Source organism: Streptomyces ambofaciens ATCC 23877, from assembly GCF_001267885.1.
Lineage (GTDB): Bacteria > Actinomycetota > Actinomycetes > Streptomycetales > Streptomycetaceae > Streptomyces > Streptomyces ambofaciens.
Genome location: NZ_CP012382.1, coordinates 5,022,228 through 5,048,076 on the forward strand (window position 1 = coordinate 5,022,228; position 25,849 = coordinate 5,048,076).

Sequence of the window (25,849 nt, forward strand, 5' to 3'; positions counted from 1 at the left end):
ATCGGTTCGCCGGGCGCCCCGGTCGTGTCGTACGGGTCCTCAGTCCTTGATCTCGCAGATCGCGGCGCCGGAGGTGACGGACGCGCCGACCTCGGCGCCCAGGCCCTTGATGGTGCCGGACTTGTGGGCGTTGAGGGGCTGTTCCATCTTCATGGCCTCCAGGACGACGATCAGGTCGCCTTCCTGGACCTCCTGGCCCTCTTCCACCGCGATCTTGACGATGGTGCCCTGCATGGGCGAGGCGAGGGTGTCGCCGGAGGCGGCGGGGCCGGACTTCTTGGCCGCGCGGCGCTTGGGCTTGGCGCCGGCCGCGAGGCCGGTACGGGCCAGGGACATGCCCAGCGACGACGGGAGGGAGACCTCCAGGCGCTTGCCGCCGACCTCCACGACGACCGTCTCCCGGCCCGCGTCCTCGTCCGCCTCGGCGTCCGCGGGGGCGGTGAAGGGCTTGATCTCGTTGACGAACTCGGTCTCGATCCAGCGGGTGTGGACCGTGAACGGGTCGCTGGAGCCGGTCAGCTCGGGGGCGAAGGCGGGGTCGCGGACGACCGCGCGGTGGAAGGGGATGGCGGTGGCCATGCCCTCGACCTGGAACTCCTCCAGGGCGCGGGCGGCGCGCTGGAGGGCTTCCTTGCGGGTGCGGCCGGTGACGATGAGCTTCGCGAGGAGGGAGTCCCAGGCGGGGCCGATGACGCTGCCGGATTCGACGCCGGCGTCGAGGCGGACGCCGGGGCCGGTGGGCGGGGCGAAGGTGGTGACGGTGCCGGGGGCGGGCAGGAAGCCCCGGCCGGGGTCCTCGCCGTTGATGCGGAACTCGAAGGAGTGGCCGCGCAGGTCAGGGTCGTCGTAGCCGAGTTCCTCGCCGTCGGCGATGCGGAACATCTCGCGGACCAGGTCGATGCCGGCGACCTCTTCGGTGACCGGGTGTTCGACCTGGAGGCGGGTGTTGACCTCCAGGAAGGAGATGGTGCCGTCGAGGCCGACGAGGAACTCCACGGTGCCGGCGCCGACGTAGCCGGCTTCCTTGAGGATCGCCTTGGAGGACGAGTACAGCTCCTCCATCTGGGCGTCGGAGAGGAAGGGCGCGGGGGCTTCCTCGACCAGTTTCTGGTGGCGGCGCTGCAGGGAGCAGTCGCGGGTGGAGACGACGACCACGTTGCCGTGGGTGTCGGCCAGGCACTGGGTCTCCACGTGGCGGGGCTTGTCGAGGTAGCGCTCGACGAAGCACTCGCCGCGGCCGAAGGCGGCCACCGCCTCGCGGACGGCGGAGTCGTACAGCTCGGGGACCTCTTCGAGGGTGCGGGCGACCTTCAGGCCGCGTCCGCCGCCGCCGAAGGCGGCCTTGATGGCGATGGGCAGGCCGTGTTCCTTGGCGAAGGCGACGACCTCCTCGGCGCCCGAGACGGGGTCGGGGGTGCCGGCGACCAGGGGGGCGCCGGCGCGTTGGGCGATGTGGCGGGCGGCGACCTTGTCGCCCAGGTCACGGATGGCCTGCGGGGGCGGGCCGATCCAGGTCAGACCCGCGTCCAGGACCGCCTGTGCGAACTCGGCGTTCTCGGAGAGGAATCCGTACCCGGGGTGGATGGCGTCCGCGCCGGACTCGCTCGCGGCTTTGAGGACCTTGGTGATGTCCAGATAGCTGGCGGCGGGGGTGTCACCACCCAGGGCGAACGCCTCATCAGCGGCGCGGACATGCAGAGCGTCCCGGTCCGGGTCCGCGTAGACGGCCACGCTCGCGATCCCGGCGTCCCGGCAGGCCCGGGCCACGCGGACAGCGATTTCGCCACGGTTGGCGATGAGCACCTTGCGCACGATTGAGGCTCCCTCCTTGAAACAAGCCGAGTTTAGGGACTGCCGACACGGCACTTCGACCCGTCCCCAATGGTGACCTTGCCCACACGGAGCGTGATTCGAGGCTCACTCGACCCGCGAAATCCCTTGCAGTGCCGAGAAACACGGTGCTCCTCGGGCAAACCCTAGCCCTCCGGTGTGGGCAAGGTCTCTGTAAGAGGGTGCTGCGGGCCACTCCGTTTCTTTGTGGAGTCCCTACGAATGGCCCAATGATTCTTTGCCCGCGGCAGACCCCTTGTCGCGAGGTTTACTCGTTAGTAACGTGCCGGATGTCTCGAACGTACTTGGGGTAACAGCTGTCCTGTGCGGCAGCGGTCGAAAGTGGGTGGGGACCGGTGTCAGTGCGCAGGCCGGTGGCGTGGACCGTGGCGGTCGTGCTCTTCGCGGAGGCGGTCGGCGTCGCGGCGCTGAACTGGTTCCTCGGGATCGTCGTCGACCGCCAGGACATGTCCCTGGCCGGTCTCGACCCGGACATGATGTCCGTGTCCTCGAAGATCGGCGGGGTCGTCTTCGGGCTCTACTTCGCGCTGTGCGGGCTGGTCGCCCTGCTCGTGGCGGTGCGCGACCGCCCGCCCGCCGGCCTCGGCCGGGTCCTGCTGGTCAGCGCGGCTGTGGTGCACGGGCTGCTCGGCGCCTTCGGCTGGGGACTGGTGGGCTGGCACGCCTTCCTGTTCATGATCGTCGTGCTCGCCCTCGTCGTGCTGCTGCTGATGACGTACGACGCCCAGGCGCGGCCCGTGGCCGGCGTGCCCGCGGCCGGCGAGGGCAAGGGCGACGACGGCTCCCCGGTCAGCCCTCCGCCGGCGCCCACAACTCCGTGATGCCCACCCCGAGGTCGGCGAGGAGACGGCGGAGCAGGGGCAGGCTGAGGCCGATCACGTTCCCGTGGTCGCCCTCGATGCCGTCGATGAACGGGGCCGAGCGTCCGTCCAGGGTGAAGGCCCCGGCGACGTACAGGGGCTCTCCGGAGGCCACGTAGGCGGCGATCTCCGCGTCGGTCGGCTCGCCGAAGCGGACGACGGTGGAGGCGGTCGCCGAGACGTGGCGGCCGGAGGCGGTGTCCCAGACGCAGTGGCCGGTCTGCAGGGTGCCCGCCCGGCCGCGCATCGCCTTCCAGCGGGCGGTGGCCTCCTCGGCGTCCGCCGGCTTGCCGAGGGCCTGTCCGTCCAGGTCGAGCACCGAGTCGCAGCCGATCACCAGGGCGCCGCGCACCTCGGGCTTCGCGGCCACGACGGAGGCCTTGGCCTCGGCGAGGGCGAGGGCCAGCTCGGCGGGGGTCGGCGCGGTGACCGCGTCCTCGTCGACGCCGCTCACCAGCACCTCCGGGACGAGCCCGGCCTGGCGCAGCAGGCCGAGCCGGGCCGGGGACTGGGAGGCGAGGACGAGGCGGCGGCGCGGCTGCTGAACTGTCATGGGATCAAGCGTATCGGCGGCGCCGGGCGGACCGCTCGCGCTACCCGAGGCCGATGACGATCATCGCGAGAACCATCGCCAGCGCCAGGAAGACGCTCAGCCGCCGCAGCCTGTCCTGCATGTCGCGCAGTTCCTCGGGCGGCTCGTTCTCGGGATCGGACCACAGCATTCCACCAGCGTGGGGCTTGGCGGAGGGCCGGCGCGTGAGTACGGGTACTCATTCCAGGGGCGCGGAGTCTCCTCCCGCGTGCGCTCACGCCGCGGAGCCGCACAGCGGCAGGGCCCCGCGCCCCCGGGTGGGCTAGCCCGGCCAGTAGGTGCGGCCCCATGCCGCGGGGCCCGGCTGCGGCAGGTGGGTCGACGCGATGCGCGACGGGTCGGACCACGCGTCGCGCGGTCCCCGGGCGCCGGACGGCTCCTCCTCCGCCGCCACGGCGCGGGCCCTGACCACCGCCAGGGCGGCGGCCAGCTCCTCGGGGGTCGGGTTGCCCCGTACGACCTTGATGGTCACAGCGGCTCCTTACAGGGGGATGTTGCCGTGCTTCTTCGGGGGGAGGGATTCCCGCTTGGTACGCAGCTGACGCAGGCCGCGGACGATGTGGCGGCGGGTGTCGGAGGGCATGATCACGGCGTCGACGTAGCCGCGCTCGGCCGCCGTGTAGGGGTTGAGGAGGGTGTCCTCGTACTCCTGGATCAGGCGGGCGCGGGTGGCCTCGGCGTCGTCACCGGCATCGGCGATGGTGCGCCGGTGCAGGATGTTGACCGCGCCCTGGGCGCCCATGACGGCGATCTGGGCGGTGGGCCAGGCCAGGTTGAGGTCGGCGCCCAGGTGCTTGGAGCCCATGACGTCGTAGGCGCCGCCGAAGGCCTTGCGGGTGATGACCGTGATCAGCGGGACGGTGGCCTCGGCGTAGGCGAAGATCAGCTTGGCGCCGCGGCGGATGATGCCGTCGTGCTCCTGGTCGACGCCGGGCAGGAAGCCGGGGACGTCCACGAAGGTGATCACGGGGACGTTGAAGGCGTCGCAGGTGCGCACGAAGCGGGCCGCCTTCTCGGAGGCCGTGATGTCCAGGCAGCCGGCGAACTGCATCGGCTGGTTGGCCACGATGCCGACCGGGCGGCCCTCGACGCGGCCGAAGCCGGTGAGGATGTTCGGCGCGAACAGCGGCTGCGTCTCGAAGAACTCCGCGTCGTCGAGGACGTGCTCGATGACGGTGTGCATGTCGTAGGGCTGGTTCGCCGAGTCCGGGACGATCGCGTCCAGCTCCGCGTCCTCGTCGGTGAGGGCGAGGTCGGCCTCCTCGGGGAAGACGGGGGGCTCGGAGAGGTTGTTGGACGGCAGGTACGACAGCAGCTGCTTGACGTACTCGACGGCGTCCTTCTCGTCGCCCGCCATGTGGTGCGCCACGCCGGAGGTGGAGTTATGGGTGCGGGCGCCGCCCAGCTCCTCGAAGCCGACGTCCTCGCCGGTGACGGTCTTGATCACGTCGGGACCGGTGATGAACATGTGGCTGGTCTGGTCCACCATCACCGTGAAGTCGGTGATCGCGGGGGAGTAGACCGCGCCGCCCGCGCACGGACCGACGACCAGGCTGATCTGCGGGATCACGCCCGAGGCATGGGTGTTGCGGCGGAAGATCTCACCGTACGCCCCCAGGGAGGCCACGCCCTCCTGGATGCGGGCGCCGCCCGAGTCGTTGATGCCGATGACCGGGCAGCCGGTCTTCAGCGCGAAGTCCATGACCTTGACGATCTTCTGGCCGTAGACCTCGCCCAGCGCCCCGCCGAAGACGGTGAAGTCCTGCGAGAAGACGGCGACCGGACGGCCGTCGACCGTGCCGTAGCCGGTGACGACGCCGTCGCCGTAGGGGCGGTTGGCGTCCAGGCCGAAGTTGGTGGAGCGGTGCCGGGCGAACTCGTCGAGCTCGACGAAGGAATCCTCGTCGAGCAGGAGGTCGATGCGCTCACGGGCCGTCAGCTTGCCCTTGGCGTGCTGCTTCTCGACGGCGCGTTCCGAACCGGCGTGCGTCGCTTCCTCGATACGGCGCCTCAGGTCCGCGAGCTTGCCCGCGGTCGTGTGGATGTCGGGCTGCTGCTCTTCCGGCTCGGACATCGGGATGCGGCTCCCTGCCTGCTCAAAAGGGGGGACGGTTACTCGTTCGTAGAGTAGTAGGGGGCCTTCCGATCGGCAGTGCGGTGTTTCCCACACCTAGGGTGGGTTGCATGACGCCCCGAGATGCCTCCGACTCCCCGCGCGACCGCTGGTCCGACCTGGGCCGGCCGCCCCTCAGCAGCACGGCCCTGCGCCGGGGGCTGGTGCGGGCGGACGGGCTGTGGCGGCAGGTGGACGTGGTGCAGCGCACCGGCTCCACCAACTCCGACCTCGTGGCCCGTGCCGCCGCGGGTGAGGCGGGCGAGGGCGCGGTGCTGGTCGCCGAGGAGCAGACGGCCGCCCGGGGACGCCTGGACCGGCAGTGGACGGCACCGGCCCGCTCCGGGCTCTTCTTCTCCGTGCTGCTGAACCCCGCCGACGTCCCGGTCACCTGCTGGGGCTGGCTGCCGCTGCTCACCGGCGTGGCGGTGGCCACCGGGCTGTCCCGGGCCGCGGGCGTCGACACGGCCCTGAAGTGGCCCAACGACCTGCTCGTCACGGTCGGCGACGAGGAGCGCAAGGCGGGCGGCATCCTGGCCGAGCGGGCCGGGAACGACGGGATCGTCGTCGGCGTCGGCATCAACGTCACCCTCCGGGCGGACGAGCTGCCGGTCCCGAGGGCCGGGTCGCTGGCGCTGGCCGGCGCCGTCAGCACCGACCGGGACCCGCTGCTGCGGAGCGTGCTGCGGTCGCTGGAGGACTGGTACGGGCGGTGGCGGGCGGCCGGGGGCGACCCGGCGGCCAGCGGGCTCCAGGAGACGTACGCGGCGGGCTGCGCGACGCTGGGACGGATGGTGCGGGCGGAGCTTCCGGGAGACCGGTCGCTCGTGGGGGAGGCGGTGGCCGTGGACGGGGAGGGGCGGCTGGTGCTGGCCACGGAGGCCGGCGTGCAGGAGCCGGTGGGGGCGGGGGACATCGTGCATCTGCGACCGGCGTGAGCGCGCCCGCCCCGGCGGTGCCGGGGTGCCACCGCGGGCTCCGCGTGACGGAGTGAGCTGGGGCACACCTGACGTAAAGTTGGGGCCGGTCGAACCTGACCGCGGCAGATCGGAAGGGCAGCAGGCGTGACCGTCGACGACACGGGCTCCGGCGCGGACGGGGACGGCCGGGTGGACCCCGAGCCCGACCCGGACTCCGCCGACTCCGGCGAGGACCCGCTCGCGCTGCGCCTGGAAGGGCTCATCCTGGGCGCCGAGCGCCGCTACACCCCCTTCCAGGCCGCACGCAGCGCGGGCGTCTCCATGGAGCTGGCGTCCCGTTTCTGGCGGGCCATGGGCTTCGCCGACATCGGCCAGGCCAAGGCGCTCACCGAGGCGGATGTCCTCGCGCTGCGGCGGCTGGCCGGTCTGGTGGAGGCGGGGCTGCTCAGCGAGGCCATGGCGGTGCAGGTGGCCCGGTCCACGGGACAGACCACCGCCCGGTTGGCCGAGTGGCAGATCGACTCCTTCCTGGAAGGGCTGACCGAGCCGCCGGAGCCGGGGATGACGCGCACCGAGGTGACGTACCCCATCGTCGAGCTGCTCCTGCCCGAGCTCCAGGAGTTCCTCGTCTACGTGTGGCGGCGCCAGCTCGCCGCCTCGGCCGGCCGGGTCGTGCAGGCCGGTGACGACGAGGAGATGGTCGACCGGCGTCTCGCGGTGGGCTTCGCGGACCTGGTCGGCTTCACCCGGCTGACCCGCCGGATGGAGGAGGAGGAACTCGGCGAGCTGGTCGAGGCCTTCGAGACCACCGCCGCCGACCTGGTCGCCGCACGCGGCGGACGGCTGATCAAGACCCTCGGCGACGAGGTGCTCTACGCGGCCGACGACGCCGGTACGGCCGCCGAGATCGCGCTGCTCCTCGTCGAGACGATGGCCAACGACGAGACCATGCCGGAGCTGCGCGTGGGCATCGCCTTCGGCACGGTGACCACCCGGATGGGCGATGTCTTCGGTACGACCGTCAACCTCGCCTCCCGGCTCACGTCGATAGCTCCCCGGGACGCCGTCCTCGTCGACTCGGCCCTCGCGGAGGAGCTGATCCGTACGCGGGACGCCCCGGAGTCGGAGGCCGTGGCGGCCGAGGAGGCCGCCGCCGCCGAGAAGGAGGGCGAGGCGCCGCCGACGTACCGCTTCGCGCTCCAGCCGATGTGGCAGCGACCGGTCCGCGGCCTCGGCGTGGTCGAGCCGTGGCTGCTCACCCGGCGGGGCGACGACGGGGAGTCCTGACGGCGGGGAGGGGCGGCCTGTGCTCGGGCCCGTCAGCCGTTGCTGTCCAGCAGGTCCACGCACAGGCCGATGACCGGCACGCACAGACCGTCCGGGCCGTCGTGCTCCGGTGCGGGCGCCGACGGCGTACCGCGGCCGGGCGGCGGGACCGGCGTGGGGCGCGGGGCGGGCGTCCCGGGCCGCGGTGGCGGCGAGGACCGCGGGGGCGGCGCCTGCGGGGGCGGGCCCGCTTCGTTCGCACCCGAGGTGCCCGAGGTGCCTGGGACGTCCGCGGTGCCCGGTGGGGCCGGGGCGTCCGTGGCGGTCGTCGGGGAGGGGAGCGCGGCGGAGGGCGTGCCCCCGGCCGGGCCCGGTATGAGCCCCGGCCCCGGGGAGGCGCCGAGGCCGCCCATGGCCGAGGTCGCCGACGGGCTCACCCGGGGCGGACCGGCGGTGCTCGCGGCGGGAGCCGTCCGGCCCGCCGCGGTGGCCCGGCCGCGGTCCGCCTCCGCGTGAGGCCCGGCCTGGGCACCGGACCCGTGCACGTCGTCCCCGCCGGGCTCGGCCAGCAGGCGTACGAGGCCCAGGGTGCCGGCCGCGAGGGCCAGGCCGCCGGCCGCGACCACCGCCCCGCGCGGGCGGGGCCGGCGGTGCCTGCCGCGGCGGCTTCGTCGGTACCGCTGATCCGTCGCCGTGCCGGTCGTCGTCATGTTCCCTCCCCGGTGCGCACGCGCCCCCGTCGCGTCGTGGCGGGGCGACGCTACGTGCTGCCGTCGGCGGGGGCGGGCCGGTCGGCCTGATGTCACTCGAACGGGTAAGCGGGGTGCCGTGGGAAGCGGGCGCGCCCGGCCTTTCGCCGTGCCGGTCCGCCTGCGATGATCGGGCGGTCCAGTTGTTAACCCGCGTTAACCGGAGGGTGTCATGAGCGAGGAGCGGTTCGGAGAGTTCGTCCTGGTGCGGCGGCACGGGGACGGACATGTCGCGGAGCTCGCGCTCGACCGGCCGAAGGCCATGAACGCCGTCTCGACCGCCATGGCCCGGTCCATCGGCGCGGCGTGTGCGGCGCTGGGCGAGGACCGGGGCGTGCGGGTGGTGGTGCTGACCTCGACGCACGAACGGGCGTTCTGCGTCGGGGCCGACCTCAAGGAGCGCAACTCCTTCTCCGACGCCGACCTGCTGCGCCAGCGGCCGGTGACGCGCGGTGCCTACACCGCGGTGCTGGAACTCCCGGTGCCGACGGTCGCGGCCGTGCACGGGTTCGCGCTGGGCGGCGGGTTCGAGCTGGCGCTGTCCTGCGACGTGATCGTGGCCGACCCCACGGCGGTGGTCGGGCTGCCCGAGGTGTCGGTCGGGGTGATTCCGGGCGGCGGCGGTACGCAGCTGCTACCGCGCCGGGTGGGTGCGGCGCGGGCGGCCGAGCTGGTGTTCACGGCGCGGCGGGTGGAGGCCGCGGAGGCGCGTGAGCTGGGACTGGTGGACCAGCTGGTGGACGAGGGGCGCGACCGGGAGGAGGCGCTGGAGCTCGCCGCCCGGATGGCCGCCAACTCGCCGGTGGGGCTGCGGGCGGCCAAGCGGGCGCTGCGGCTCGGGCACGGGCTGGACCTGCGGGCCGGCCTCGAGGTCGAGGACGCGGCGTGGCGGTCGGTGGCGTTCTCGGGGGACCGGGCCGAGGGGGTCGCGGCGTTCAACGAGAAGCGGGCCCCGCGGTGGCCCGGGGAGTGACGCGGGAGTGACGCGGGAGCCGCCGGGAGTGGCGCGGGAAGGGTCGGGAGTCGCCGGGAGTGAAGCGGGAAGGGCCCGCGGGCGGCGCTGGAGCGGCCGGGAGTGATCCGGGAGGGACCGTGAGGGGTCCCGGAACCTCCGGCCCCGCGTTCCTCGCCGGGGCGCCGGACGAGGGACCCGGTCCGGCGACCCTTTCGCCCTGCTTGAGTGACGTTTCTCCCTGAATCTCCCTAGCCTGGAGTGATGGGTGAGGACAGGCGGCTCGCGGCCGTCGTGGCGCTGGCGCAGGGGATGGCCGCCGCGCAGGGCTCGCGCGAGGCGTGGCGGGCGGCTGCCCTCGGCGCGTGCCTGGCGCTGGGCGGCAGCTTCGCCGCGCTGTCCGTGTGGGAGCGCGAGCTGGGCCGGCTCCGGGTCCTGGTGAACGTCGGCCGGCGGGCCGAGGGCGAGGAGGAGTTCCCGGAGGACGAGTCCTATCCGGTGCACCAGTTCGCGGAGATCACCGAGTTCCTGCACGAGCGCTGGGCCGGCGGCGGGGAGCCCGACGCCTGGGTCGAGACGGCCGAGGGGCCCGCCGCCGGGCGTCCGGGCTACGTCCATCAGCGCGTCGCCGCCCTGCGCCGCCGGGGGCGCGGCTGCTGCGTGGTCGCGCCCATCGTGCTGCACGGCCGGGCCTGGGGTGAGCTGTACGTCGCCCGCCCGGTCGGTGAGCGGGTCTTCGAGCGGGCCGACGCCGACTTCGCCACCGTGCTGGCCTCGGTCGTCGCCGCCGGGATAGCCCAGACCGAACGGCTGGAGGAGGTCCGGCGGCTGGCCTACACCGACGCGCTCACCGGTCTGGCCAATCGCCGCGCCGTCGACTCCGCACTGGACGAGGCCGTCGAGCGGCACCGCAGGGACGACGTGGTCGTCAGTCTCGTCGTGTGCGACCTGAACGGTCTCAAGCAGGTGAACGACACGCACGGACACGCCGCCGGCGACCGGCTCCTGGAGCGCTTCGGGTCGGTCCTGTCGCTGTGCGGGGCGATGCTGCCGGGCGCGCTCGCCGCGCGGCTCGGCGGGGACGAGTTCTGCCTGCTCGCGGTCGGACCGGCCGCCGACGCCGTGGTCAAGGCGGCCGAGGAGCTGTGCCGCCGGGCGGGCGAGCTGGAGCTCGGCGAGGGCGTGGCCTGCGGGGTCGCGTCCACGGAGGACCCCGTGGGGCCCGTGCGTTCCGCCCGTCGGCTGTTCCGGCTCGCGGACGCCGCCCAGTACCGCGCCAAGGCCGAACGGTCGGCGGGACCGGTCGTCGCCGGCCGCGAGGGGCCCGACGACCCCGTGGTCCGGCTTGCGGACGAGCCGTCCCGGGAGGAGGACGGCGAGCGCAGACGGTTCCGCGGCCGGCACTCGCCGTGAGGCGGGCACGGTAAGGGGTGCAACCGGTGCCCGCTGGTGACGTACCCCCTCGTGACATCATCGAATTCAGTGCGTACGCTCCTGAATATGGATATGCACAGTGTGATGGTGGGGACCTCCGGAGTCACCGCGTCCGACGTCCTCGCCGTGGCGCGCGCCGGCGCCCGGGTCGAGCTCTCCGACGAGGCGGTGGCCGCCCTGGCGGCGGCCCGCGGGATCGTGGACGCGCTGGCCGCCAAGCCGGACCCCGTGTACGGCGTGAGCACCGGTTTCGGCGCCCTGGCGACCCGGCACATCAGCCCGGACCTGCGGGCCCGGCTACAGCGCAACATCGTGCGCTCGCACGCCGCCGGAATGGGTCCGCGCGTCGAGCGCGAGGTGGTCCGCGCGCTGATGTTCCTGCGGCTGAAGACCGTCTGCTCCGGGCACACCGGCGTCCGGCCCGAGGTGGCGCAGACCATGGCCGACGTGCTCAACGCCGGGATCACCCCCGTCGTGCACGAGTACGGCTCCCTCGGCTGCTCCGGCGACCTCGCCCCGCTGTCGCACTGCGCGCTCGCCCTCATGGGGGAGGGGGACGCCGAGGGCCCCGACGGCACCGTGCGGCCGGCCGGTGAGCTGCTCGCCGAGCACGGCATCGCCCCCGTCGAGCTGCGCGAGAAGGAGGGCCTCGCCCTGCTCAACGGCACCGACGGCATGCTCGGCATGCTGGTCATGGCCCTCGCCGACCTCGACACCCTCTACAAGTCCGCCGACATCACCGCCGCCCTGACCTTGGAGGCCCTGCTCGGCACCGACCGCGTGCTCGCCCCCGAGCTGCACGCCATCCGCCCGCACCCCGGGCAGGCCGCCAGCGCCGCCAACATGCTCGCCGTGCTCAGGGGGTCCGGCCTGACCGGGCACCACCAGGACGACGCCCCGCGCGTCCAGGACGCCTACTCGGTGCGCTGCGCCCCGCAGGTCGCCGGTGCCGGACGCGACACGATGGCCCACGCGGGCCTGGTCGCCGAGCGTGAGCTGGCGGCGGCCGTGGACAACCCGGTGGTTCTGCCTGGGGGTACCTCCCAGGCTTTCGGCACTGGGGGAGGGCGCGTGGAGTCCAACGGCAACTTCCACGGTGCCCCGGTCGCCTACGTCCTCGACTTCCTCGCCGTCGCCGTCGCCGACCTCGGCTCCATCGCGGAGCGGCGCACCGACCGGCTGCTGGACAAGAACCGCAGCCACGGCCTGCCGCCGTTCCTCGCCGACGACGCCGGCGTCGACTCCGGCCTGATGATCGCCCAGTACACGCAGGCCGCCCTGGTCAGCGAGTTGAAGCGGCTGGCCGTACCGGCCTCGGCGGACTCGATCCCCTCCTCCGCGATGCAGGAGGACCACGTGTCGATGGGCTGGTCGGCGGCGCGCAAGCTGCGTACGGCCGTCGACAACCTGACCCGGGTGATCGCCGTCGAGCTGTACGCCGCCACCCGCGCGATCCAGCTCCGCGAGGGCCTCACCCCGGCGCCCGCCTCGCAGGCCGTGATCGACGCCGTACGGGCGGCCGGCGTCGAGGGCCCCGGGCCGGACCGGTACCTGGCCCCGGATCTCGCCGCGGCGGACGCCTTCGTGCGTGGCGGACACCTGGTCAGGGCGGCGGAGACGGTCACCGGGCCGCTGCGCTAGCGGAGCCGGACGCCGGAGGGGCCCCGTCGGGAGGACGGGGCCCCTCCGCGTGTCCTTCCGGCGGACTCACCGCCTCCGAACGGTCAAGATTGCCAAAAGAACGTCAAGTTCTCTCAAAAATCGAGGCGTTCCCGGCGTACCGAGTAGCCGACGAAGCCGGCCCCGAGACCGAGGCAGAGGGCGCCGCCGACGACGTACGGAGTGCTGTCGAAGCTGCCGGTGTCGGCCAGGCGGGTGGTGCCCTCGCCGGAGGCCGCCGTACCCGTGGATACGGCTCTGGCCTGCTCGGTGACCTGCGGAGACGGGGTCGCGGCGGCGGACTGGAGCACCCGTGTGTCGGGTGTCGCGTTCGCGGACGGGACGAACCACAGGGCACACAGCAGGCCGCCCGCGGCGGCGGCGGTCAGCAACGGACGGCGAGCGGATGACACGGAATATCGATCCCCTTGTGGCGCTGGCGAATTGGCCGTGTGGGCAGATGTTAGTGAAAGGCGCGGGTCACGGGAAAGTCACGGGAGGGGCCGGCCTTACGCTCCGGACATGAGCACTCCAGAGACATCACGTTTTGTACGGATTCGCGTCGACCTCGTCCTCGCGGTCGACGACGACGAGGCCGTCACGGGGGCCGCGCTCCAGGCACTCACCGACGACGCCGACCTGCCCGACGCGGAGCGCGCGCAGGCGGAGCGCGCCGTGGCGGAGGACGCCGCCGAGGCCCTGGCCCACATCGTCGACCCGTTCGACCTGGTCAGCGCGGTGCCCGGGGTGGAGCTCCAGCAGGCCTCCTGGAGCAGTGAACTGATCGACTACGACCCCGATTCGTCCGAGTGGGACCTCGGCGAGGATGATGGCGACGAGAACGACCCGGAAGACGAGGAAATGACGGTCGGCTGACGCGGTGTGGGGAAACTCGTGACCCCGGGCGGCAACCACCGCCCGGGGTTTCGTCGTCTCAGGGGGCGCGCACCGGCCCGCCTCCCGTCGCACGTCAGCGTCCGCCTCCGCGGAAACGTGGCATGCCCCACACCGGGCAGCGATGTGGAACGGGACGAACCGGTCGTAGCGTTGGAAGTTCTGACGGGGAATCTCGGGGTTTCCGGAATCGGCAACGATGGAGAAGCGTGTGATGACGGACGGTAAGCGGCGCAAGGGCCTGGCGGCCGCGTCCGCACTGCTCGGCGGTGTGTTGGTGCTCTCGGCATGTTCCGGTAGCGACGCCGAGACCTCCGGTGGTGGGGACAGGACCTCGCAGGCGGAGGCCGACGCGGCCGCGGCCAAGGAGTCGTCCGAGGCACAGATCAAGATCACCCCCGACGACGGCTCGGACAACGCCTCCATCAACAACTCGGCCGGCGTCACCGTGAGCAAGGGAACGCTCACCGAGGTGAAGATGACCGCCACCGACGGCACCGAGGTCAGCGGCCAGATATCGTCGGACAAGACCAGCTGGAAGCCCACCGGCCAGCTGGAGCGGGCCACCACCTACAAGCTGACGGCGACCGCGCAGGACTCCGAGGGCCGCGCCGCCCACGAGAACGCGTCGTTCACCACGGTCTCCCCGAAGAACAGCTTCATCGGCACCTTCACCCCGGACGACGGCAAGACCGTCGGTGTCGGCATGCCCGTGTCGATCAACTTCGACAAGGAGATCACCGACAAGGCCGCCGTCCAGAAGGGCATCACGGTCAACACCACCAGCGGCCAGGAAGTCGCCTGCCACTGGTTCAGCACCCAGCGCATGGACTGCCGCCCCGAGGACTACTGGCAGGAGGGCGCGACCGTCACCCTCAAGCTGGCGCTCGACGGTGTCGAGGGCGCCGAGGGCGTCTACGGCGTCCAGCAGAAGACGGTCAGCTTCAAGATCGGCCGCAACCAGGTCTCGTACGTCGACGCGAAGACCAAGCAGATGAAGGTCACGCAGGACGGCAAGACCGTCAAGACGATCCCGATCTCCGCGGGCTCGCCGGAGAACAAGACCTACGAAGGTCAGATGGTGATCTCCGAGAAGTACAAGGAGACCCGGATGGACGGATCGACGGTCGGCTTCACCGACGACGACGGCAAGGGCGAGTACGACATCAAGGACGTGCCCCACGCCATGCGCCTGAGCACCTCCGGCACCTTCATCCACGGCAACTACTGGGGCAAGGGCATCTTCGGCAGCGCCAACACCAGCCACGGCTGCGTGGGCCTGGCCGACGCCAAGGGTGCCGACGACCCGAACACGCCGGGCGCCTGGTTCTACGACAACTCCATCGTCGGTGACGTGGTCGTCGTCCAGAACACCGGCGACAAGACCATCGCCCCGGACAACGGCCTCAACGGCTGGAACATGGACTGGGCCCAGTGGAAGGCGGGTTCGGCGGTCTGACGGACGGAGGTCCGGCAGTGTGACGCCGAACGACCCGCGGTCATCCGCGACTTCGGCCGGGCGCCCGTCGCCCCCCTCACCGGGGGCGGCGGGCGTCCGGCGTCTCCGGCTTCTCACCCTCCCCTCGCCACCGGCGGCGGCAGGTCCACGCTCCCGCAGACGCTGGGCGCGCCGGACCGGCCCGGCTCCGGCGCGGCCGTCCTCGACGGCACGTGGAGACCGCGCTCGTCCCGCTCGGCGTGCAGGGACCTCACGGTGACGCAGAGGGCGAGGGCGTAGTCCCCGCCCCGCGCCAACCCGTAGGTCTGGTAACGGACTTCGCGCGGCCCCGTTACGACGGCCCGACGGTTTGCGCACCTTCCGTGGAACCGTTGAGCGGATGATCTCCCCTCGGCATACTCCGAGTTCCGGGGGAGCACGCGCGTGCGAGACCGCCCCCGGCCGGGTGAACGGGGAATTCTCCCGGTACTTCCGCAAGGGGGAACGTTGCGCAGACATGTGAAAAGGGCCGGCGCGGCCACCGTCGCCACGGCGGCGGCCGTCGCTCTCACGGCGGGCCTGACCAGCCCGGCCGGGGCGGCCGGGGAACGGACGGCGGCCTCCGAGGACGGGACGCGGACGGCGGCCCCGGCGCGGGCCGGTGCCGCACCGGCCGCCTCCGGCGCGGCCAGGCACCGCGTCACGCTGATCACCGGCGACCGGGTCGTCGTCGACGCCAAGGGCCGCGTCGTCGGTCTGGAACGGGCCGAGGGCCGGGAGCACATACCCGTCCAGATCCGCAGGGCCGGCGGGCACACCCTCGTCGTCCCGGCCGACGCGGCCCGCCTGGTCGCCGACGGCAAGCTGGACCGGCGCCTCTTCGACGTCACCGAACTGAGCAGGGCCGCCACCCGCAAGGCCCAGCGGAACGGCCTGAAGGTCATCGTCGGCTACCGGGGCACCGCCGGGGCCACCAAGGCCGACGTCCGCGACGCGGGCACCCTGCGCCGCACGCTGACGTCCCTGAACGCCGACGCCGTGCAGACCCCGCACGAGGACGCGCCCGAGCTGTGGGAGGCGGTGACCGACGGCGAGAAGACGGCCGCCGGCATCGCGCACGTGTGGCTCGACGGCGTCCGCAGGGCCAGCCTCGACAAGTCCGTCCCGCAGATCGGCGCCCCGAAGGCCTGGGCGTCCGGCTACGACGGCAAGGGCGTGCGGATCGCCGTCCTGGACACCGGCGTCGACACCACCCACCCCGACCTGAAGAAGCAGGTCGTCGCGTCGAAGAACTTCTCCGTCTCGCCCGACGCCACCGACAAGTACGGCCACGGCACCCACGTCGCCTCCATCGCCGCCGGCACCGGAGCCAAGGCGGGCGCGAAGTACAAGGGCGTGGCCCCGGGAGCCGAGCTGCTCAACGGCAAGGTGCTCAGCGACGACGGCTTCGGCGACGACTCCGGCATCCTCGCCGGCATGGAGTGGGCCGCCGACCAGGGCGCCGACATCGTCAACCTCAGCCTCGGCGGCGGCGACACCCCGGAGATCGACCCGCTGGAAGCGCAGGTCAACAGGCTCTCCGAGGAGAAGGGCATCCTCTTCGCCATCGCCGCCGGCAACGAGGGCGAGTTCGGCGACCGGACCGTCGGCTCCCCGGGCAGCGCCGCGGCGGCCCTCACCGTCGGCGCGGTCGACGACAAGGACCGGCTCGCCTCTTTCTCCAGCACCGGCCCCGGCCTGGACGGCGCGGTCAAGCCCGACGTGACGGCCCCCGGCGTCGACATCACCGCCGCCTCCGCCAAGGGCAGCCTCATCGCCCGGGAGGAGGGCGAGAAGCCCGCCGGATACGTCACCATCTCCGGTACGTCGATGGCGACCCCGCACGTCGCGGGCGCCGCGGCCCTCCTGAAGCAGCAGCACCCCGACTGGACGTACGCCGAGCTGAAGGGCGCGCTGACGGGGTCGGCGAAGGGCGGCACGTACACGCCCTTCCAGCAGGGCTCGGGCCGCATCCAGGTCGACAAGGCGGCCACGCAGACCGTGATCGCCGACCCGGTGTCGCTCACCTTCGGCACCCAGCAGTGGCCGCACACCGACGACAAGCCGGTCACCAAGCGGCTGACCTACCGCAACCTCGGCACCGAGGCCGTCACGCTGAAGCTGACGTCGACCGCCACCGGCCCCCAGGGCAAGGCGGCTCCCGCCGGCTTCTTCAAGCTGGGCGCCGGCTCGGTCACCGTCCCGGCGGGCGGTAAGGCCTCGGTGGACCTCACCGCCGACACGAAGCTGGGCGGCACGGTCGACGGCGCCTACTCGGCGTACGTCACGGCGACCGGCGGCGGGCAGACCGTCCGCTCCGCCGCCACCGTGGAACGCGAGGTGGAGTCGTACGACGTCACCCTGAAGGCGCTCGGCCGCGACGGCCGGCCCACCGCGCACTACGAGACCGACCTGACCGGGGTCTCGGGCCTCGCCACGGACACCTGGTTCACGCCGTACGAGGCCGACGGCACCGTCACCGTCCGGGTGCCCAAGGGCGGTTACATCCTCAACTCCTCGATCCGCGTGAGCGGTGACCCGGAGGTGTGGAAGGGCGCCGACTGGATCGCCCAGCCGAAGCTGAACGTCGCGAAGAACACCACCGTCACCCTGGACGCCCGCACCGCCCGGCCCGTGAAGATCACCGCGCCGGACAAGGCGGCGAAGTCCGCGTCCGTGTCGGCGGACTACACCGTGGAGGCGGCCGGCAACACGTACAGCTACGGATGGTGGCTGGACTCCTACGAGGGTCTGCGCACCAAGCACCTCGGCCCGCGCACCACCGACGGCACGCTCAGCCAGCAGTGGGACGCGCACTGGACCAAGGGCGCCAAGGAGCAGTACGACACCGTCACCGGCGGCAAGGTCCAGCAGCTCGCCACCGGTTACACCCGGCACTACAAGAGCGGCGAGCTGGCCACCCTCAAGGCCGGCCTCGGCGCCTCCGCGAGCGGCAAGAAGGGAGCCGTCTCCGCGACCGGCTGGCTGCCCGGCGGCACGGGCGGCTCCTCGCTCGGCATCGAGCAGACCCTGCCCGGCACCCGCACCCTGCACCTGTCCACCGGCAGCGGCGTGACCTGGGACCTCGGCTTCGAGCAGTACGGAGGCCGGGACGCCGACGGATTCCCGGTCGTGGAGGCCGGCTACCTGTCCGACGGCGCCCAGCGCTACAAGGCGGGCAAGAGCTACGCGACGACCTTCAACACCGCCGTGTTCGCTCCGCGCCTCACCACGGACGCGGGCCTGTTCCGCGACGGCAACGCCATCACCGGGATGCTCCCGCTCTTCGCCGACGGCAAGGGCCACGCGGGCTCCTCGGTCTTCACGTCGGTCGCCACCACCCTCTACCGCAACGGCACCAAGGTCGGCTCCCACCAGGACCCGCTGTTCGGCGAGGGCGAGTTCAAGGTCCCCTCGGGTGACGCCCGGTACCGGCTGACGACGTCCGTCAAGCGCTCCGCCAAGGTCGCCGCGGCCTCCAGCCGCATCGACGCGAGCTGGACGTTCCGCTCCAAGAAGACCTCCCGCCTCACCGAGCTGCCCGCGTCCACCGCCCGCTTCGCCGCGGCCACCGGCCTCGACAGCAAGGTCGCGGCTGGCAAGCAGGCCACCGTCCCGGTCACCGTCGAGGGCGCGGCCGCCGGCCGCAACCTCAAGTCCCTGACGGTCCACGTGTCGTACGACCACGGCAAGACCTGGAAGAAGGTCACCGTGAAGAAGGGGAAGATCAGCGTCAAGAACCCGTCGAAGGGGAAGTCCCTCTCCTTCCGCGCCAAGATCGTCGACAAGAAGTCCAACGAGTCGGTGATCTCGGTCTACGACGCGTATTACGGCAAGTAGACCGCACATGTGAACAGCCTGCCCGGAGCCCGATGGCGCCGGGCAGGCTACTGTGTCGGATCGGCTTATGCGAGGGTTCCGTGCTCACCTGGCCTGGCCGACCCCTCCACACCTCGAACGGCCATCCCGTCATGGCGGGCTTCGTGTACGGCTCCGAGGCGCCGACGACCACGACATCCAGTCCATCAGGCACGTACCCGGCCTCTGGACCCGTCTGCGTGGAAGAATGGATCACCGTACCGTCGGCTCAGTCGCATGGCCGTCGTCGAGGGGAGAGGCGTGTCGGGGAGTTCCGCGTCCTGGCTTTCCGCCAAGAAGTGCGAACGGGCTTGGTTGGAGGCGATGGCATGTCTCCAGCGGGGTCGCAAGGACCAGGCTGCACATTTGTTCGACATGGCTGTGCGGCACGACCGGTCGGCCGCCGACGCATGGCTGGGACTGCACGCCATGGGCTACCGCCAATCCGAGGCGGTCGACATGATGGCCCGCAACATGGCGACGTTCGGAGCCTTGCGCGGGAAACTGGGCCGCCCGCTGGAGTCTCGCTTCGATCTGGGCTTCCATGTCACCTTCCGGCTCCGGACGCAGCGTGACCTCTGGCTCGCCGTAATGGCCCGGCTTTTGACCGAGAGGCGGCTGGACGAGGCATGGCTGTCACTCGAACGCGCCTACCTGGACTGTGACGAAACCCGGTTCATCTGTGCCAGGTACGCCTTCCTGAGAAGGGACTGGCCGCTTGTCCTCACCTTTTCCCAGTCGATCACTGACGGCTTCCTGCGCGACGAGTCGCAGCTCTATGTGGCGCGGGCGCTGGTGGAGCAGGGCGTCCACCACGAAGCACTGAACGTGCTCGCCCCGCTGCCTCAACGCTTTGAAGCCGAGGGCAGGTTCGACGGAGAGGTGGCCTTCGTGCGGGGCCTCGCCGCGGAGGGGCTGGGCCGGTCCGAAGAGGCGTTGCGCCACTTCCAGTACGCGTATCGATGCTCCCCGGGTCTGCTCGACGTGGCCAACAGGGCGGGAGTCGCGACATCCGCCCCCGAAGCGATCGCCGTACCCGCCCCACCCTCGCGGCCACCGGCCGAAGCTTCTCCTGCCCCCACCACGCCGAATCGTGAATCAGACGGCTCGCCGACGAGAGAAGACACTCTGGCCGACGCCCTGTCCCTGCTGGACGACATGGTGGGACTCGACCCGGTCAAGCGCCAAGTACGCGCTCTGACCGCTCAACTGCGCATGTCCACCCTCCGCGCGGAGCAGGGACTCCCGTCCACCGCGGCCCCGCAGCACCTTGTGTTCGCGGGTCCGCCGGGTACCGGCAAGACGACCGTCGCTCGCATCATCGGGAAGGTCTTCGCCGGTCTCGGCCTCCTGGAGAAGGGACAGGTCGTCGAGGCACAGCGTCCGGACCTGGTCGGCCAGCACCTCGGCGAGACGGCGCTCAAGACAAGCAAGATGATCGACGCGGCCCTCGATGGAGTGCTGTTCATCGACGAGGCCTACGCACTGTGCAACAGCGGGTACAGCGGGGGCGACGCCTTCGGCACGGAGGCGCTGCAGGTCTTGCTCAAGCGGGCGGAGGACGATCGGGACAGGCTCGTCATCGTCCTGGCCGGCTACCCGGACGAGATCGCCGAACTACTGGCCACCAACCCCGGTCTCGCCTCCCGCTTCACCGGCAGGGTCGACTTCCCCGCGTACTCCGCGGCCGAGTTGGGGCTCATCGCCCGGCGCATCGTGGAGACGCATGGCGATGTGCTGGACGAGGAGGCTATGTACGCGCTGGACGCCGTCTGCGGCAGCGTCGTCGACGACGGGCTGGCCGACCGGCTGGGCAACGGCCGCTTCGCCCGCGAGCTGTGCCGGAAGGCAGCCGCGCTGCGCGACCTACGCGTGTTCGAGGTCCACGGTGGTTCCGGCACGCCTTCCCGGGAGGACATCACCACGCTGCGCCTGGCAGACATCACGGCCGCCTATCGTGAGCTCCGGGCCGGAGTCACGGGCCCCTGAACAGCGCTGAGCGGCGGCTCTCCTTCCAGCTCGCACCAGACCGTCTTGCTGTTCGCACGCTGCTCCACGCCCCACCGCAGCGCCAGCGCGTCCAGAAGGGCGAGACCGCGTCCGCACTCGTCCGTTGCAGTGGCCGCCCGGACCAGTACGGGAAGGGCGCGCGGATCGGGGTCGGTGACCTCCACGCGGGTGTGGCCCGTTCCGGTGCCGGTCACGCGGATGGTCACGGGAGTGCCCTCGCCGAGGTGGTCGATGACATTCGTCAGCAACTCGCTCACGCAGAGGTGGATGTCGTGGCCGTGGCGGCGCAGAAGGTGCCGCACTTCGGGAACGGCCTTCGGCGTGGCGAGCACGCTGATCTCGACGGTCACAGGGCAGCCGCCTCACGGAGTACGGCGGCCAGGGCCCGTGCGGTAGTGGAGTTGCAGTTCCCGAGCGCCACAAGCCCAGCGGTCGGCCCGTACGTCCCAGCGAAGGTCGGCAGGTCCACGCGGAGTGAGGGCAGGGTGATGCCGTGCAGGGTGAGCGCTGCGCGGAGTTCCTCCACGCAACGGGTCATGTCATCGTCCGGTCGGGAGGGCTGGGGCATGTACGGGCACCTTTCCGTGTGCTCTCTGTGATGGAGTCCTCACAGAGTGAGTCGTGGCGCCCTAACGTGGAAGGGATCTCGCGTCGGCAGCCCGAAGTGCGGAAGAGGCAACGCCATGGCACAGCGCAAGGACATCGACGGCTCGGTGAGCGTCCCGACGTTCTACGGCAAGGAGCTGAGATGGCAGCGGGAGCGGGCCGGTCTGTCCCTGGAGGCGCTGGTCGAGGGCAGCTTCTACGGCAAGTCGCACCTGAGCGACATCGAACGCGGGGAGCGGCGCATGCCGTTGGACCTGGCCCGGCACGTGGATCGGTCGTTGGCGACGGACGGGTTCTTCGAGCGGCGGTGCGAGGATGTGCGGAAGGCACGGCGGGGGCCCCATGCCGCGTACTTCGAGAAGGCACTGGAGGCGGAGCGGTACGCCGAGTCCATCGAGTTGTGGTCACCCAGTACCTTCCCCGGGTTGCTCCAGACCGCCCCGTACGCGCGGACCCTCGTACGAGCAGCGCACCCGCAGGCCTCCGACGAGCACGTGGAGGAGAAGGTGCAGGCCCGGCTGGCCCGCGCCCTTCTCTTCGAGGATGACCACGGCAGCCCGGAGTACTGGACGATTCTGCACGAGTCGTTGCTGCTCGACCCGATCGTGCCGCCGGTGGAAATGGCTCGCCAGCTCGACCGGATCGTGGAGCTGTCCGAGCGGCGCCGGATCACTCCGCAGATCGTTCCGCGGAAGTGCGGAGCGTATCCTCTGATGGCTGCCTCCATCATGGTCATGGCCTTTTCTGACGCGCCGCCGCTTGTCTACACCGAGGCGTCGTACAGCGGGGACACCATCGACGATCCGGCCCTCGTGAAGCAGTACCGCAAGGCATACGATCGGCTCAGGGCCGTCGCACTCTCACCGGAGACGTCCCTGGCCAGGATCAAGTCGGCGGCAGAGGATTACCGAAATGGTCAGCAACCGGATCGACTTGAGTGACGCGCTCTGGAAGAAGAGCAGCCACAGCAACGGCGACGGCGGGGAGTGCGTCGAGGTCGCCGACGGCCTACCCGGCATTGTCCCCGTCCGTGACTCCAAGGTTCGTGGCGACGGTCCCGTCCTCCTCCTCACCGCCCGCTCCTGGGCGCCCTTTGTCGCGGCGCTGAAGGACGCGGGGCCGATCGACTGAGCGAGGCCGGCCACGTCACATCGGCAGCGAAGCCGCCGCGTCCGAGCCCCAGCTCGCCAGCAGGCGCAGCGCCTCCGCCGACGGGGAGCCCGGCTCGGCGTGGTACGTCACGAACGCCTGCTCGTCGTCGTCGACCAGGCGGAACGTCTCGAACGACAGCGTCAGGTCGCCGACCAGCGGGTGCCGCATCCGCTTGACGCCGTAGCTCTTCTCCTTCACGTCGTGCGTGGCCCACCGCCGCCGGAACTCCTCGCTCTTCACGGACAACTCGCCGACCAGCGCGGACAGCCTCGGGTCGTCCGGGTGCCGGCCCGCGTCCATGCGCAGGAAGCTGACCATGTCGGACGCCTTCTGGTCCCAGTCCACGAAGAGGTCGCGGTAGTCGGGGTTGAGGAACACCAGCCGGGCCCAGTTCCGCTCCTCGGCCGGCAGCGCGCCCCAGTCACCGAAGAGGGCCGCCGCCATCCGGTTCCAGGCGAGGATCTCCGACCGACGGCCCGTCACGTACGCCGGCACCGTCTCGATCGACTCCAGCAGCTGGAGCAGCGCCACCCGCACCGGCTGCTGCGCCCGCGCGCCCGCCGCCCGCCTGCGCTGCTGCTGGGGCTTCGCGAGGTGCGTCAGGTGCGCCTGCTCGGCGTCGGACAGCCTGAGCGCGCGGGCGATCGCGTCGAGGACCTCCGCCGACACGTTCCGCCCGTTGCCCTGCTCCAGGCGCGTGTAGTAGGCCACCGACACCCCGGCCAGCTGCGCCAGCTCCTCCCGCCGCAGGCCCGGCACCCGGCGGTGCCGCCCGAACGACGGCAGCCCCACGTCCTCCGGCTTCAGCCGGGCCCGCCGGGTGCGCAGGAACTCGCTCAGTTCGGCACGCCGGTCCAGCTGTCCATCCATGCCCTCCAGTATCGCCGCCCGTATTCCCGGTCGTACGCCCCTGAGCCTGTCCCCGCCAGTGGTACGCACGCCGGTCGTACGCAAAGGCGTGGCCTGTGTGAACGTCCCGATCCGAGGCACGCTGGAAGCATCACCCTGACCGCTGTCACGAGACCTCGTCTCGGGAATTCCGGAGAACCCGGCATGACCACTGTCGCCGCATACGCCGCACCCGCCGCCAAGGCTCCGCTGGAGCGGACCACCATCGAGCGGCGCGAGGTGCGCGAGCACGACGTCCTGATCGACATCAAGTTCGCCGGCATCTGCCACTCCGACATCCACCAGGTGCAGGAGGGCTGGGGCGAGGCCATCTTCCCGATGGTCCCCGGCCACGAGATCGCCGGCATCGTCTCCGAGGTCGGCCCCGGCGTCACCAAGTTCGCCGTCGGCGACCGGGTGGGCGTCGGCTGCATGGTCGACTCCTGCCGCGAGTGCGAGAACTGCAAGGCCGGCCGCGAGCAGTACTGCACGGGCGGCAACGTGATGACGTACAACGGCATCGGCAAGGACGGCGAGCCGACCTACGGCGGCTACTCGGAGAAGGTCGTCGTCGACGAGAACTTCGTCCTCGGCATCCCCGAGGGCATCTCCCTGGACGAGGCAGCGCCCCTGCTGTGCGCCGGTATCACCACGTACTCGCCGCTCAGGCGCTGGAACGCGGGCCCCGGCAAGAAGGTCGCCGTCGTCGGCCTGGGCGGTCTCGGCCACATGGCCGTCAAGCTCGCGCACGCCCTGGGCGCCGAGGTGACCGTGCTGTCGCAGTCGCTGCGCAAGAAGGACGACGGCCTGAAGCTGGGCGCCGACCACTTCTACGCCACCAGCGACCCGGCCACCTTCGAGGAACTGGCGGGCAGCTTCGACCTGATCGTCTCCACGGTCTCCGCCCCGCTCGACCTCGGCGCCTACCTGGGACTGCTGAAGACGGAGGGCACGCTGGCCAACGTCGGCGCGCCCGAGGAGCCGGTCTCCCTCAACCTGTTCGCGCTGCTCGGCGGCGGAAAGTCCCTCTCCGGGTCCATGATCGGCGGCATCGCCGAGACCCAGGAGATGCTGGACTTCTGCGCCGAGCACGGCATCGGCGCGGAGATCGAGCTGATCGCCGCGTCCGAGGTCAACGAGGCGTACGAGCGGGTCCAGGCGAGCGACGTGCGGTACCGCTTCGTGATCGACACGGCGACGATCTGACGGGAGGACCGGCCCGGGAGAAATCTTTTTCCCGTTCCTGTCACACGGCCGCGACGCCGCGGGTCACACCGCCGTAGACACAACGGCGGACGCCTCGGGCGGGCAGGTCACGCACCTGACCGCCCGGGCGCCAGACCCCGGGAGCAGCCATGACGTACCCCTCGTCCTCCACCACCCCCCTCCTGGTCACCGGCGGCACGGGCACCCTGGGCGGCCACGTCGTCCCGCTGCTGCGGGCGGCCGGCCACGAGGTGCGGGTCCTCACCCGGCGCCCCCGCCCCGCCGCGGACGGCGTCACGTACGTCACCGGCGACCTCCTCACCGGAGCGGGCGTCGACGCCGCCGTCGACGGCGTGCACACCGTCCTGCACCTGGCGGGCGGCCCCAAGGGCGACGACGAGGCGACCCGCACCCTGGTGCGTGCCGCGTCCGGCGCGGACGTGCGGCACCTCGTGTACATCTCGGTCGTGGGCGCGGACGGCGTGCCGCTGAAGTGGCTGCGCACCAAGCTCGACTCGGAGCGGGCGATCGCGGACTCCGGCATCCCGTGGACGGTGCTGCGGGCGGCCCAGTTCCACGAGCTGACCCTGACGATGATCGAGAAGATGACGAAGCTGCCGGTGCTGCCCGTCCCGGGCGGCATGCGCCTCCAGCCGGTCGACTCCCGTGAGGTCGCCGCCCGCCTCGCCGAGCTGGCCCTCGCGGCCCCCTCCGGCCGGGTCCCCGACCTGACCGGCCCCGAGGTCCTGGACCTGGCCGCCCTGACCCGCTCGTACCGTGCGGTCCACGGCGGGCGCCGGCGTCCGCACCTGCCGGTCCGCATCCCCGGCAAGGCCGGCCGCGCCTACCGGGCGGGGGCCAACCTCGCACTGGAGGGGGCCCTGGTGGGGCGGCTGACGTGGGAGGAGTTCCTGGCGGAGCGTGCGGGACGCGGGCCGCGGACGGCTGCCGCGCACCGCTCCTGAACCTGGCCCCGGCGTCGCCGGCGTCGCCGGGGGCGGCCGGGTGGCGCGGGGGTGGCCGGGTGGCGCGGGGGTGGCCGGGCGGCGATGCCTGGCCCCGCTGTCGCCTGGCCCCGCTGTCGCCTGGCCCCGTTGGCGCCGGGCCCCAGGGCCCAGGGCCCTTACGTGGCCGGGGCCGACGTGTCTGAGCCCTCTTGCCCCTGCGCCGGCAGCGCGCCCGGGGCCTCACGTGGCTAAGCCGCATGCCCCAGGGCTTCCACGTGCCCGGGGCCCGCACCTGTCCAGGGCCCGCACTTGTCCAGGGCCCACCTGTCCAGGGCCCGCAATGTCCGGGGCCCCACGTGCCCGGGGGCCCGTGCGGCAGAGCGCCCCCCGGCAGGCGCACACCGACGCGGCACCC

The 25,849-nt window shown here is 72.0% G+C and carries 24 protein-coding genes; 14 read left to right on the forward strand and 10 right to left on the reverse strand.

Annotated features, from left to right (window positions below; all coding sequences use genetic code 11):
- Nucleotides 1-39: 39 nt before the first annotated feature.
- A complete protein-coding gene (locus SAM23877_RS22505; RefSeq protein ID WP_053136195.1) occupies nucleotides 40-1,812 on the reverse strand; it encodes an acetyl/propionyl/methylcrotonyl-CoA carboxylase subunit alpha in 1,773 nt (590 codons plus the stop codon).
- A gap of 374 nt (nucleotides 1,813-2,186) precedes the next feature.
- Here SAM23877_RS22505 and SAM23877_RS22510 point away from each other — a divergent pair, with 374 nt between their 5' ends.
- The gene (locus tag SAM23877_RS22510) at nucleotides 2,187-2,672 is read left to right on the forward strand and encodes a hypothetical protein (protein WP_053136198.1); all 486 of its coding nucleotides are present in this window, start codon (nucleotides 2,187-2,189) and stop codon (nucleotides 2,670-2,672) included.
- Here SAM23877_RS22510 and SAM23877_RS22515 read toward each other — a convergent pair.
- The 4 genes from SAM23877_RS22515 to SAM23877_RS22525 all read right to left on the reverse strand — a co-directional run bounded on the left by SAM23877_RS22515 (nucleotide 2,641) and on the right by SAM23877_RS22525 (nucleotide 5,377).
- Complete coding sequence (locus tag SAM23877_RS22515; protein WP_053136201.1) at nucleotides 2,641-3,264, reverse strand: nucleoside triphosphate pyrophosphatase; 624 nt, start codon at nucleotides 3,262-3,264, stop codon at nucleotides 2,641-2,643. The genes SAM23877_RS22510 and SAM23877_RS22515 overlap by 32 nt on opposite strands.
- A 40-nt stretch (nucleotides 3,265-3,304) precedes the next feature.
- Entirely contained in the window at nucleotides 3,305-3,433 is a 129-nt protein-coding gene (mmpB, locus tag SAM23877_RS41800; protein ID WP_079030363.1) for a morphogenic membrane protein MmpB, read from the reverse strand.
- Nucleotides 3,434-3,565: 132 nt separating this feature from the next.
- Entirely contained in the window at nucleotides 3,566-3,775 is a 210-nt protein-coding gene (locus tag SAM23877_RS22520; RefSeq protein ID WP_053136203.1) for an acyl-CoA carboxylase epsilon subunit, read from the reverse strand.
- A gap of 9 nt (nucleotides 3,776-3,784) precedes the next feature.
- Entirely contained in the window at nucleotides 3,785-5,377 is a 1,593-nt protein-coding gene (locus SAM23877_RS22525; RefSeq protein WP_053136205.1) for an acyl-CoA carboxylase subunit beta, read from the reverse strand.
- 110 nt (nucleotides 5,378-5,487) lie between these two features.
- On the opposite strand from SAM23877_RS22525, the gene SAM23877_RS22530 reads away from it, so the two are divergent.
- The gene (locus SAM23877_RS22530; protein ID WP_053136209.1) at nucleotides 5,488-6,354 is read left to right on the forward strand and encodes a biotin--[acetyl-CoA-carboxylase] ligase; all 867 of its coding nucleotides are present in this window, start codon (nucleotides 5,488-5,490) and stop codon (nucleotides 6,352-6,354) included.
- Between the two features lie 126 nt (nucleotides 6,355-6,480).
- Complete coding sequence (locus SAM23877_RS22535) at nucleotides 6,481-7,623, forward strand: adenylate/guanylate cyclase domain-containing protein (RefSeq protein ID WP_053136211.1); 1,143 nt, start codon at nucleotides 6,481-6,483, stop codon at nucleotides 7,621-7,623.
- A gap of 32 nt (nucleotides 7,624-7,655) precedes the next feature.
- Here the strand turns inward: SAM23877_RS22535 and SAM23877_RS22540 are convergent, their stop codons facing one another.
- The gene (locus SAM23877_RS22540; protein ID WP_053136214.1) at nucleotides 7,656-8,312 is read right to left on the reverse strand and encodes a hypothetical protein; all 657 of its coding nucleotides are present in this window, start codon (nucleotides 8,310-8,312) and stop codon (nucleotides 7,656-7,658) included.
- Between the two features lie 211 nt (nucleotides 8,313-8,523).
- On the opposite strand from SAM23877_RS22540, the gene SAM23877_RS22545 reads away from it, so the two are divergent.
- The 3 genes from SAM23877_RS22545 (at nucleotide 8,524) to hutH (ending at nucleotide 12,378) form a co-directional block, all read left to right on the forward strand.
- Nucleotides 8,524-9,324 (forward strand): enoyl-CoA hydratase/isomerase family protein, encoded by an 801-nt coding sequence (locus SAM23877_RS22545; protein ID WP_053136217.1) that lies wholly within the window; start codon nucleotides 8,524-8,526, stop codon nucleotides 9,322-9,324.
- 243 nt (nucleotides 9,325-9,567) lie between these two features.
- Nucleotides 9,568-10,716 carry a GGDEF domain-containing protein gene (locus SAM23877_RS22550; protein ID WP_053136220.1) on the forward strand — a complete coding sequence of 383 codons (1,149 nt, stop codon included), beginning with the start codon at nucleotides 9,568-9,570 and terminating at the stop codon, nucleotides 10,714-10,716.
- Between the two features lie 93 nt (nucleotides 10,717-10,809).
- Nucleotides 10,810-12,378, forward strand: coding sequence for a histidine ammonia-lyase (gene hutH, locus SAM23877_RS22555; RefSeq protein WP_053136223.1), 1,569 nt, complete (start codon nucleotides 10,810-10,812; stop codon nucleotides 12,376-12,378).
- Nucleotides 12,379-12,491: 113 nt separating this feature from the next.
- Here hutH and SAM23877_RS40065 read toward each other — a convergent pair whose 3' ends face one another.
- Nucleotides 12,492-12,809 (reverse strand): hypothetical protein, encoded by a 318-nt coding sequence (locus SAM23877_RS40065; RefSeq protein WP_162492121.1) that lies wholly within the window; start codon nucleotides 12,807-12,809, stop codon nucleotides 12,492-12,494.
- Between the two features lie 109 nt (nucleotides 12,810-12,918).
- On the opposite strand from SAM23877_RS40065, the gene SAM23877_RS40070 reads away from it, so the two are divergent.
- The 4 genes from SAM23877_RS40070 (at nucleotide 12,919) to SAM23877_RS22580 (ending at nucleotide 20,614) form a co-directional block, all read left to right on the forward strand.
- A complete protein-coding gene (locus SAM23877_RS40070) occupies nucleotides 12,919-13,272 on the forward strand; it encodes a hypothetical protein (protein ID WP_053136229.1) in 354 nt (117 codons plus the stop codon).
- Nucleotides 13,273-13,504: 232 nt separating this feature from the next.
- Nucleotides 13,505-14,749, forward strand: a complete 1,245-nt coding sequence (locus SAM23877_RS22570; protein ID WP_053142755.1) for a L,D-transpeptidase — start codon at nucleotides 13,505-13,507, stop codon at nucleotides 14,747-14,749.
- A 486-nt stretch (nucleotides 14,750-15,235) separates the two neighbouring features.
- Nucleotides 15,236-18,607: a S8 family peptidase gene (locus SAM23877_RS22575; RefSeq protein WP_053136233.1), complete on the forward strand. Its 3,372-nt coding sequence runs from the start codon at nucleotides 15,236-15,238 to the stop codon at nucleotides 18,605-18,607.
- Nucleotides 18,608-18,862: 255 nt separating this feature from the next.
- Nucleotides 18,863-20,614 (forward strand): AAA family ATPase, encoded by a 1,752-nt coding sequence (locus SAM23877_RS22580; RefSeq protein ID WP_244902990.1) that lies wholly within the window; start codon nucleotides 18,863-18,865, stop codon nucleotides 20,612-20,614.
- Here the strand turns inward: SAM23877_RS22580 and SAM23877_RS40565 are convergent.
- Together SAM23877_RS40565 and SAM23877_RS40570 are read right to left on the reverse strand one after the other, a co-directional pair.
- Nucleotides 20,578-20,985: an ATP-binding protein gene (locus tag SAM23877_RS40565; protein WP_053136237.1), complete on the reverse strand. Its 408-nt coding sequence runs from the start codon at nucleotides 20,983-20,985 to the stop codon at nucleotides 20,578-20,580. The genes SAM23877_RS22580 and SAM23877_RS40565 overlap by 37 nt on opposite strands.
- A complete protein-coding gene (locus SAM23877_RS40570; protein ID WP_053136240.1) occupies nucleotides 20,982-21,203 on the reverse strand; it encodes a hypothetical protein in 222 nt (73 codons plus the stop codon). The genes SAM23877_RS40565 and SAM23877_RS40570 overlap by 4 nt, the downstream gene beginning before the upstream one ends.
- A gap of 115 nt (nucleotides 21,204-21,318) precedes the next feature.
- Between SAM23877_RS40570 and SAM23877_RS22595 the strand changes: the two genes are divergently transcribed.
- Together SAM23877_RS22595 and SAM23877_RS22600 are read left to right on the forward strand one after the other, a co-directional pair.
- Entirely contained in the window at nucleotides 21,319-22,182 is an 864-nt protein-coding gene (locus tag SAM23877_RS22595) for a helix-turn-helix domain-containing protein (protein ID WP_174532242.1), read from the forward strand.
- Nucleotides 22,154-22,372 (forward strand): DUF397 domain-containing protein, encoded by a 219-nt coding sequence (locus SAM23877_RS22600; protein WP_053136243.1) that lies wholly within the window; start codon nucleotides 22,154-22,156, stop codon nucleotides 22,370-22,372. Before SAM23877_RS22595 ends, SAM23877_RS22600 begins: the two co-directional genes overlap by 29 nt.
- 15 nt (nucleotides 22,373-22,387) lie before the next feature.
- On the opposite strand, the gene SAM23877_RS22605 is transcribed toward SAM23877_RS22600, so the two are convergent.
- Nucleotides 22,388-23,263 carry a helix-turn-helix domain-containing protein gene (locus tag SAM23877_RS22605; RefSeq protein WP_053136246.1) on the reverse strand — a complete coding sequence of 292 codons (876 nt, stop codon included), beginning with the start codon at nucleotides 23,261-23,263 and terminating at the stop codon, nucleotides 22,388-22,390.
- 183 nt (nucleotides 23,264-23,446) lie between these two features.
- Here SAM23877_RS22605 and SAM23877_RS22610 point away from each other — a divergent pair, with 183 nt between their 5' ends.
- Both SAM23877_RS22610 and SAM23877_RS22615 read left to right on the forward strand, forming a co-directional pair.
- Nucleotides 23,447-24,487 carry an NAD(P)-dependent alcohol dehydrogenase gene (locus SAM23877_RS22610; RefSeq protein ID WP_053136249.1) on the forward strand — a complete coding sequence of 347 codons (1,041 nt, stop codon included), beginning with the start codon at nucleotides 23,447-23,449 and terminating at the stop codon, nucleotides 24,485-24,487.
- A gap of 149 nt (nucleotides 24,488-24,636) precedes the next feature.
- Nucleotides 24,637-25,452: an SDR family oxidoreductase gene (locus SAM23877_RS22615; RefSeq protein ID WP_053136252.1), complete on the forward strand. Its 816-nt coding sequence runs from the start codon at nucleotides 24,637-24,639 to the stop codon at nucleotides 25,450-25,452.
- Nucleotides 25,453-25,849: the final 397 nt, after the last annotated feature.

Coding starts and splice junctions, on each gene's coding strand:
- SAM23877_RS22595 (WP_174532242.1), top strand. CDS start 21,319: ATGGCACAGCGCAAGGACATCGACGGCTCGGTGAGCGTCCCGACGTTC.
- mmpB (WP_079030363.1), bottom strand. CDS start 3,433: ATGCTGTGGTCCGATCCCGAGAACGAGCCGCCCGAGGAACTGCGCGAC.
- SAM23877_RS22515 (WP_053136201.1), bottom strand. CDS start 3,264: ATGACAGTTCAGCAGCCGCGCCGCCGCCTCGTCCTCGCCTCCCAGTCC.
- SAM23877_RS22605 (WP_053136246.1), bottom strand. CDS start 23,263: ATGGATGGACAGCTGGACCGGCGTGCCGAACTGAGCGAGTTCCTGCGC.
- SAM23877_RS22570 (WP_053142755.1), top strand. CDS start 13,505: ATGACGGACGGTAAGCGGCGCAAGGGCCTGGCGGCCGCGTCCGCACTG.
- SAM23877_RS22540 (WP_053136214.1), bottom strand. CDS start 8,312: ATGACGACGACCGGCACGGCGACGGATCAGCGGTACCGACGAAGCCGC.
- SAM23877_RS22580 (WP_244902990.1), top strand. CDS start 18,863: ATGGCCGTCGTCGAGGGGAGAGGCGTGTCGGGGAGTTCCGCGTCCTGG.
- SAM23877_RS22530 (WP_053136209.1), top strand. CDS start 5,488: ATGACGCCCCGAGATGCCTCCGACTCCCCGCGCGACCGCTGGTCCGAC.
- SAM23877_RS40070 (WP_053136229.1), top strand. CDS start 12,919: ATGAGCACTCCAGAGACATCACGTTTTGTACGGATTCGCGTCGACCTC.
- SAM23877_RS22545 (WP_053136217.1), top strand. CDS start 8,524: ATGAGCGAGGAGCGGTTCGGAGAGTTCGTCCTGGTGCGGCGGCACGGG.
- SAM23877_RS22525 (WP_053136205.1), bottom strand. CDS start 5,377: ATGTCCGAGCCGGAAGAGCAGCAGCCCGACATCCACACGACCGCGGGC.
- SAM23877_RS22615 (WP_053136252.1), top strand. CDS start 24,637: ATGACGTACCCCTCGTCCTCCACCACCCCCCTCCTGGTCACCGGCGGC.
- hutH (WP_053136223.1), top strand. CDS start 10,810: ATGCACAGTGTGATGGTGGGGACCTCCGGAGTCACCGCGTCCGACGTC.
- SAM23877_RS40570 (WP_053136240.1), bottom strand. CDS start 21,203: ATGCCCCAGCCCTCCCGACCGGACGATGACATGACCCGTTGCGTGGAG.
- SAM23877_RS22550 (WP_053136220.1), top strand. CDS start 9,568: ATGGGTGAGGACAGGCGGCTCGCGGCCGTCGTGGCGCTGGCGCAGGGG.
- SAM23877_RS22600 (WP_053136243.1), top strand. CDS start 22,154: ATGGTCAGCAACCGGATCGACTTGAGTGACGCGCTCTGGAAGAAGAGC.
- SAM23877_RS22610 (WP_053136249.1), top strand. CDS start 23,447: ATGACCACTGTCGCCGCATACGCCGCACCCGCCGCCAAGGCTCCGCTG.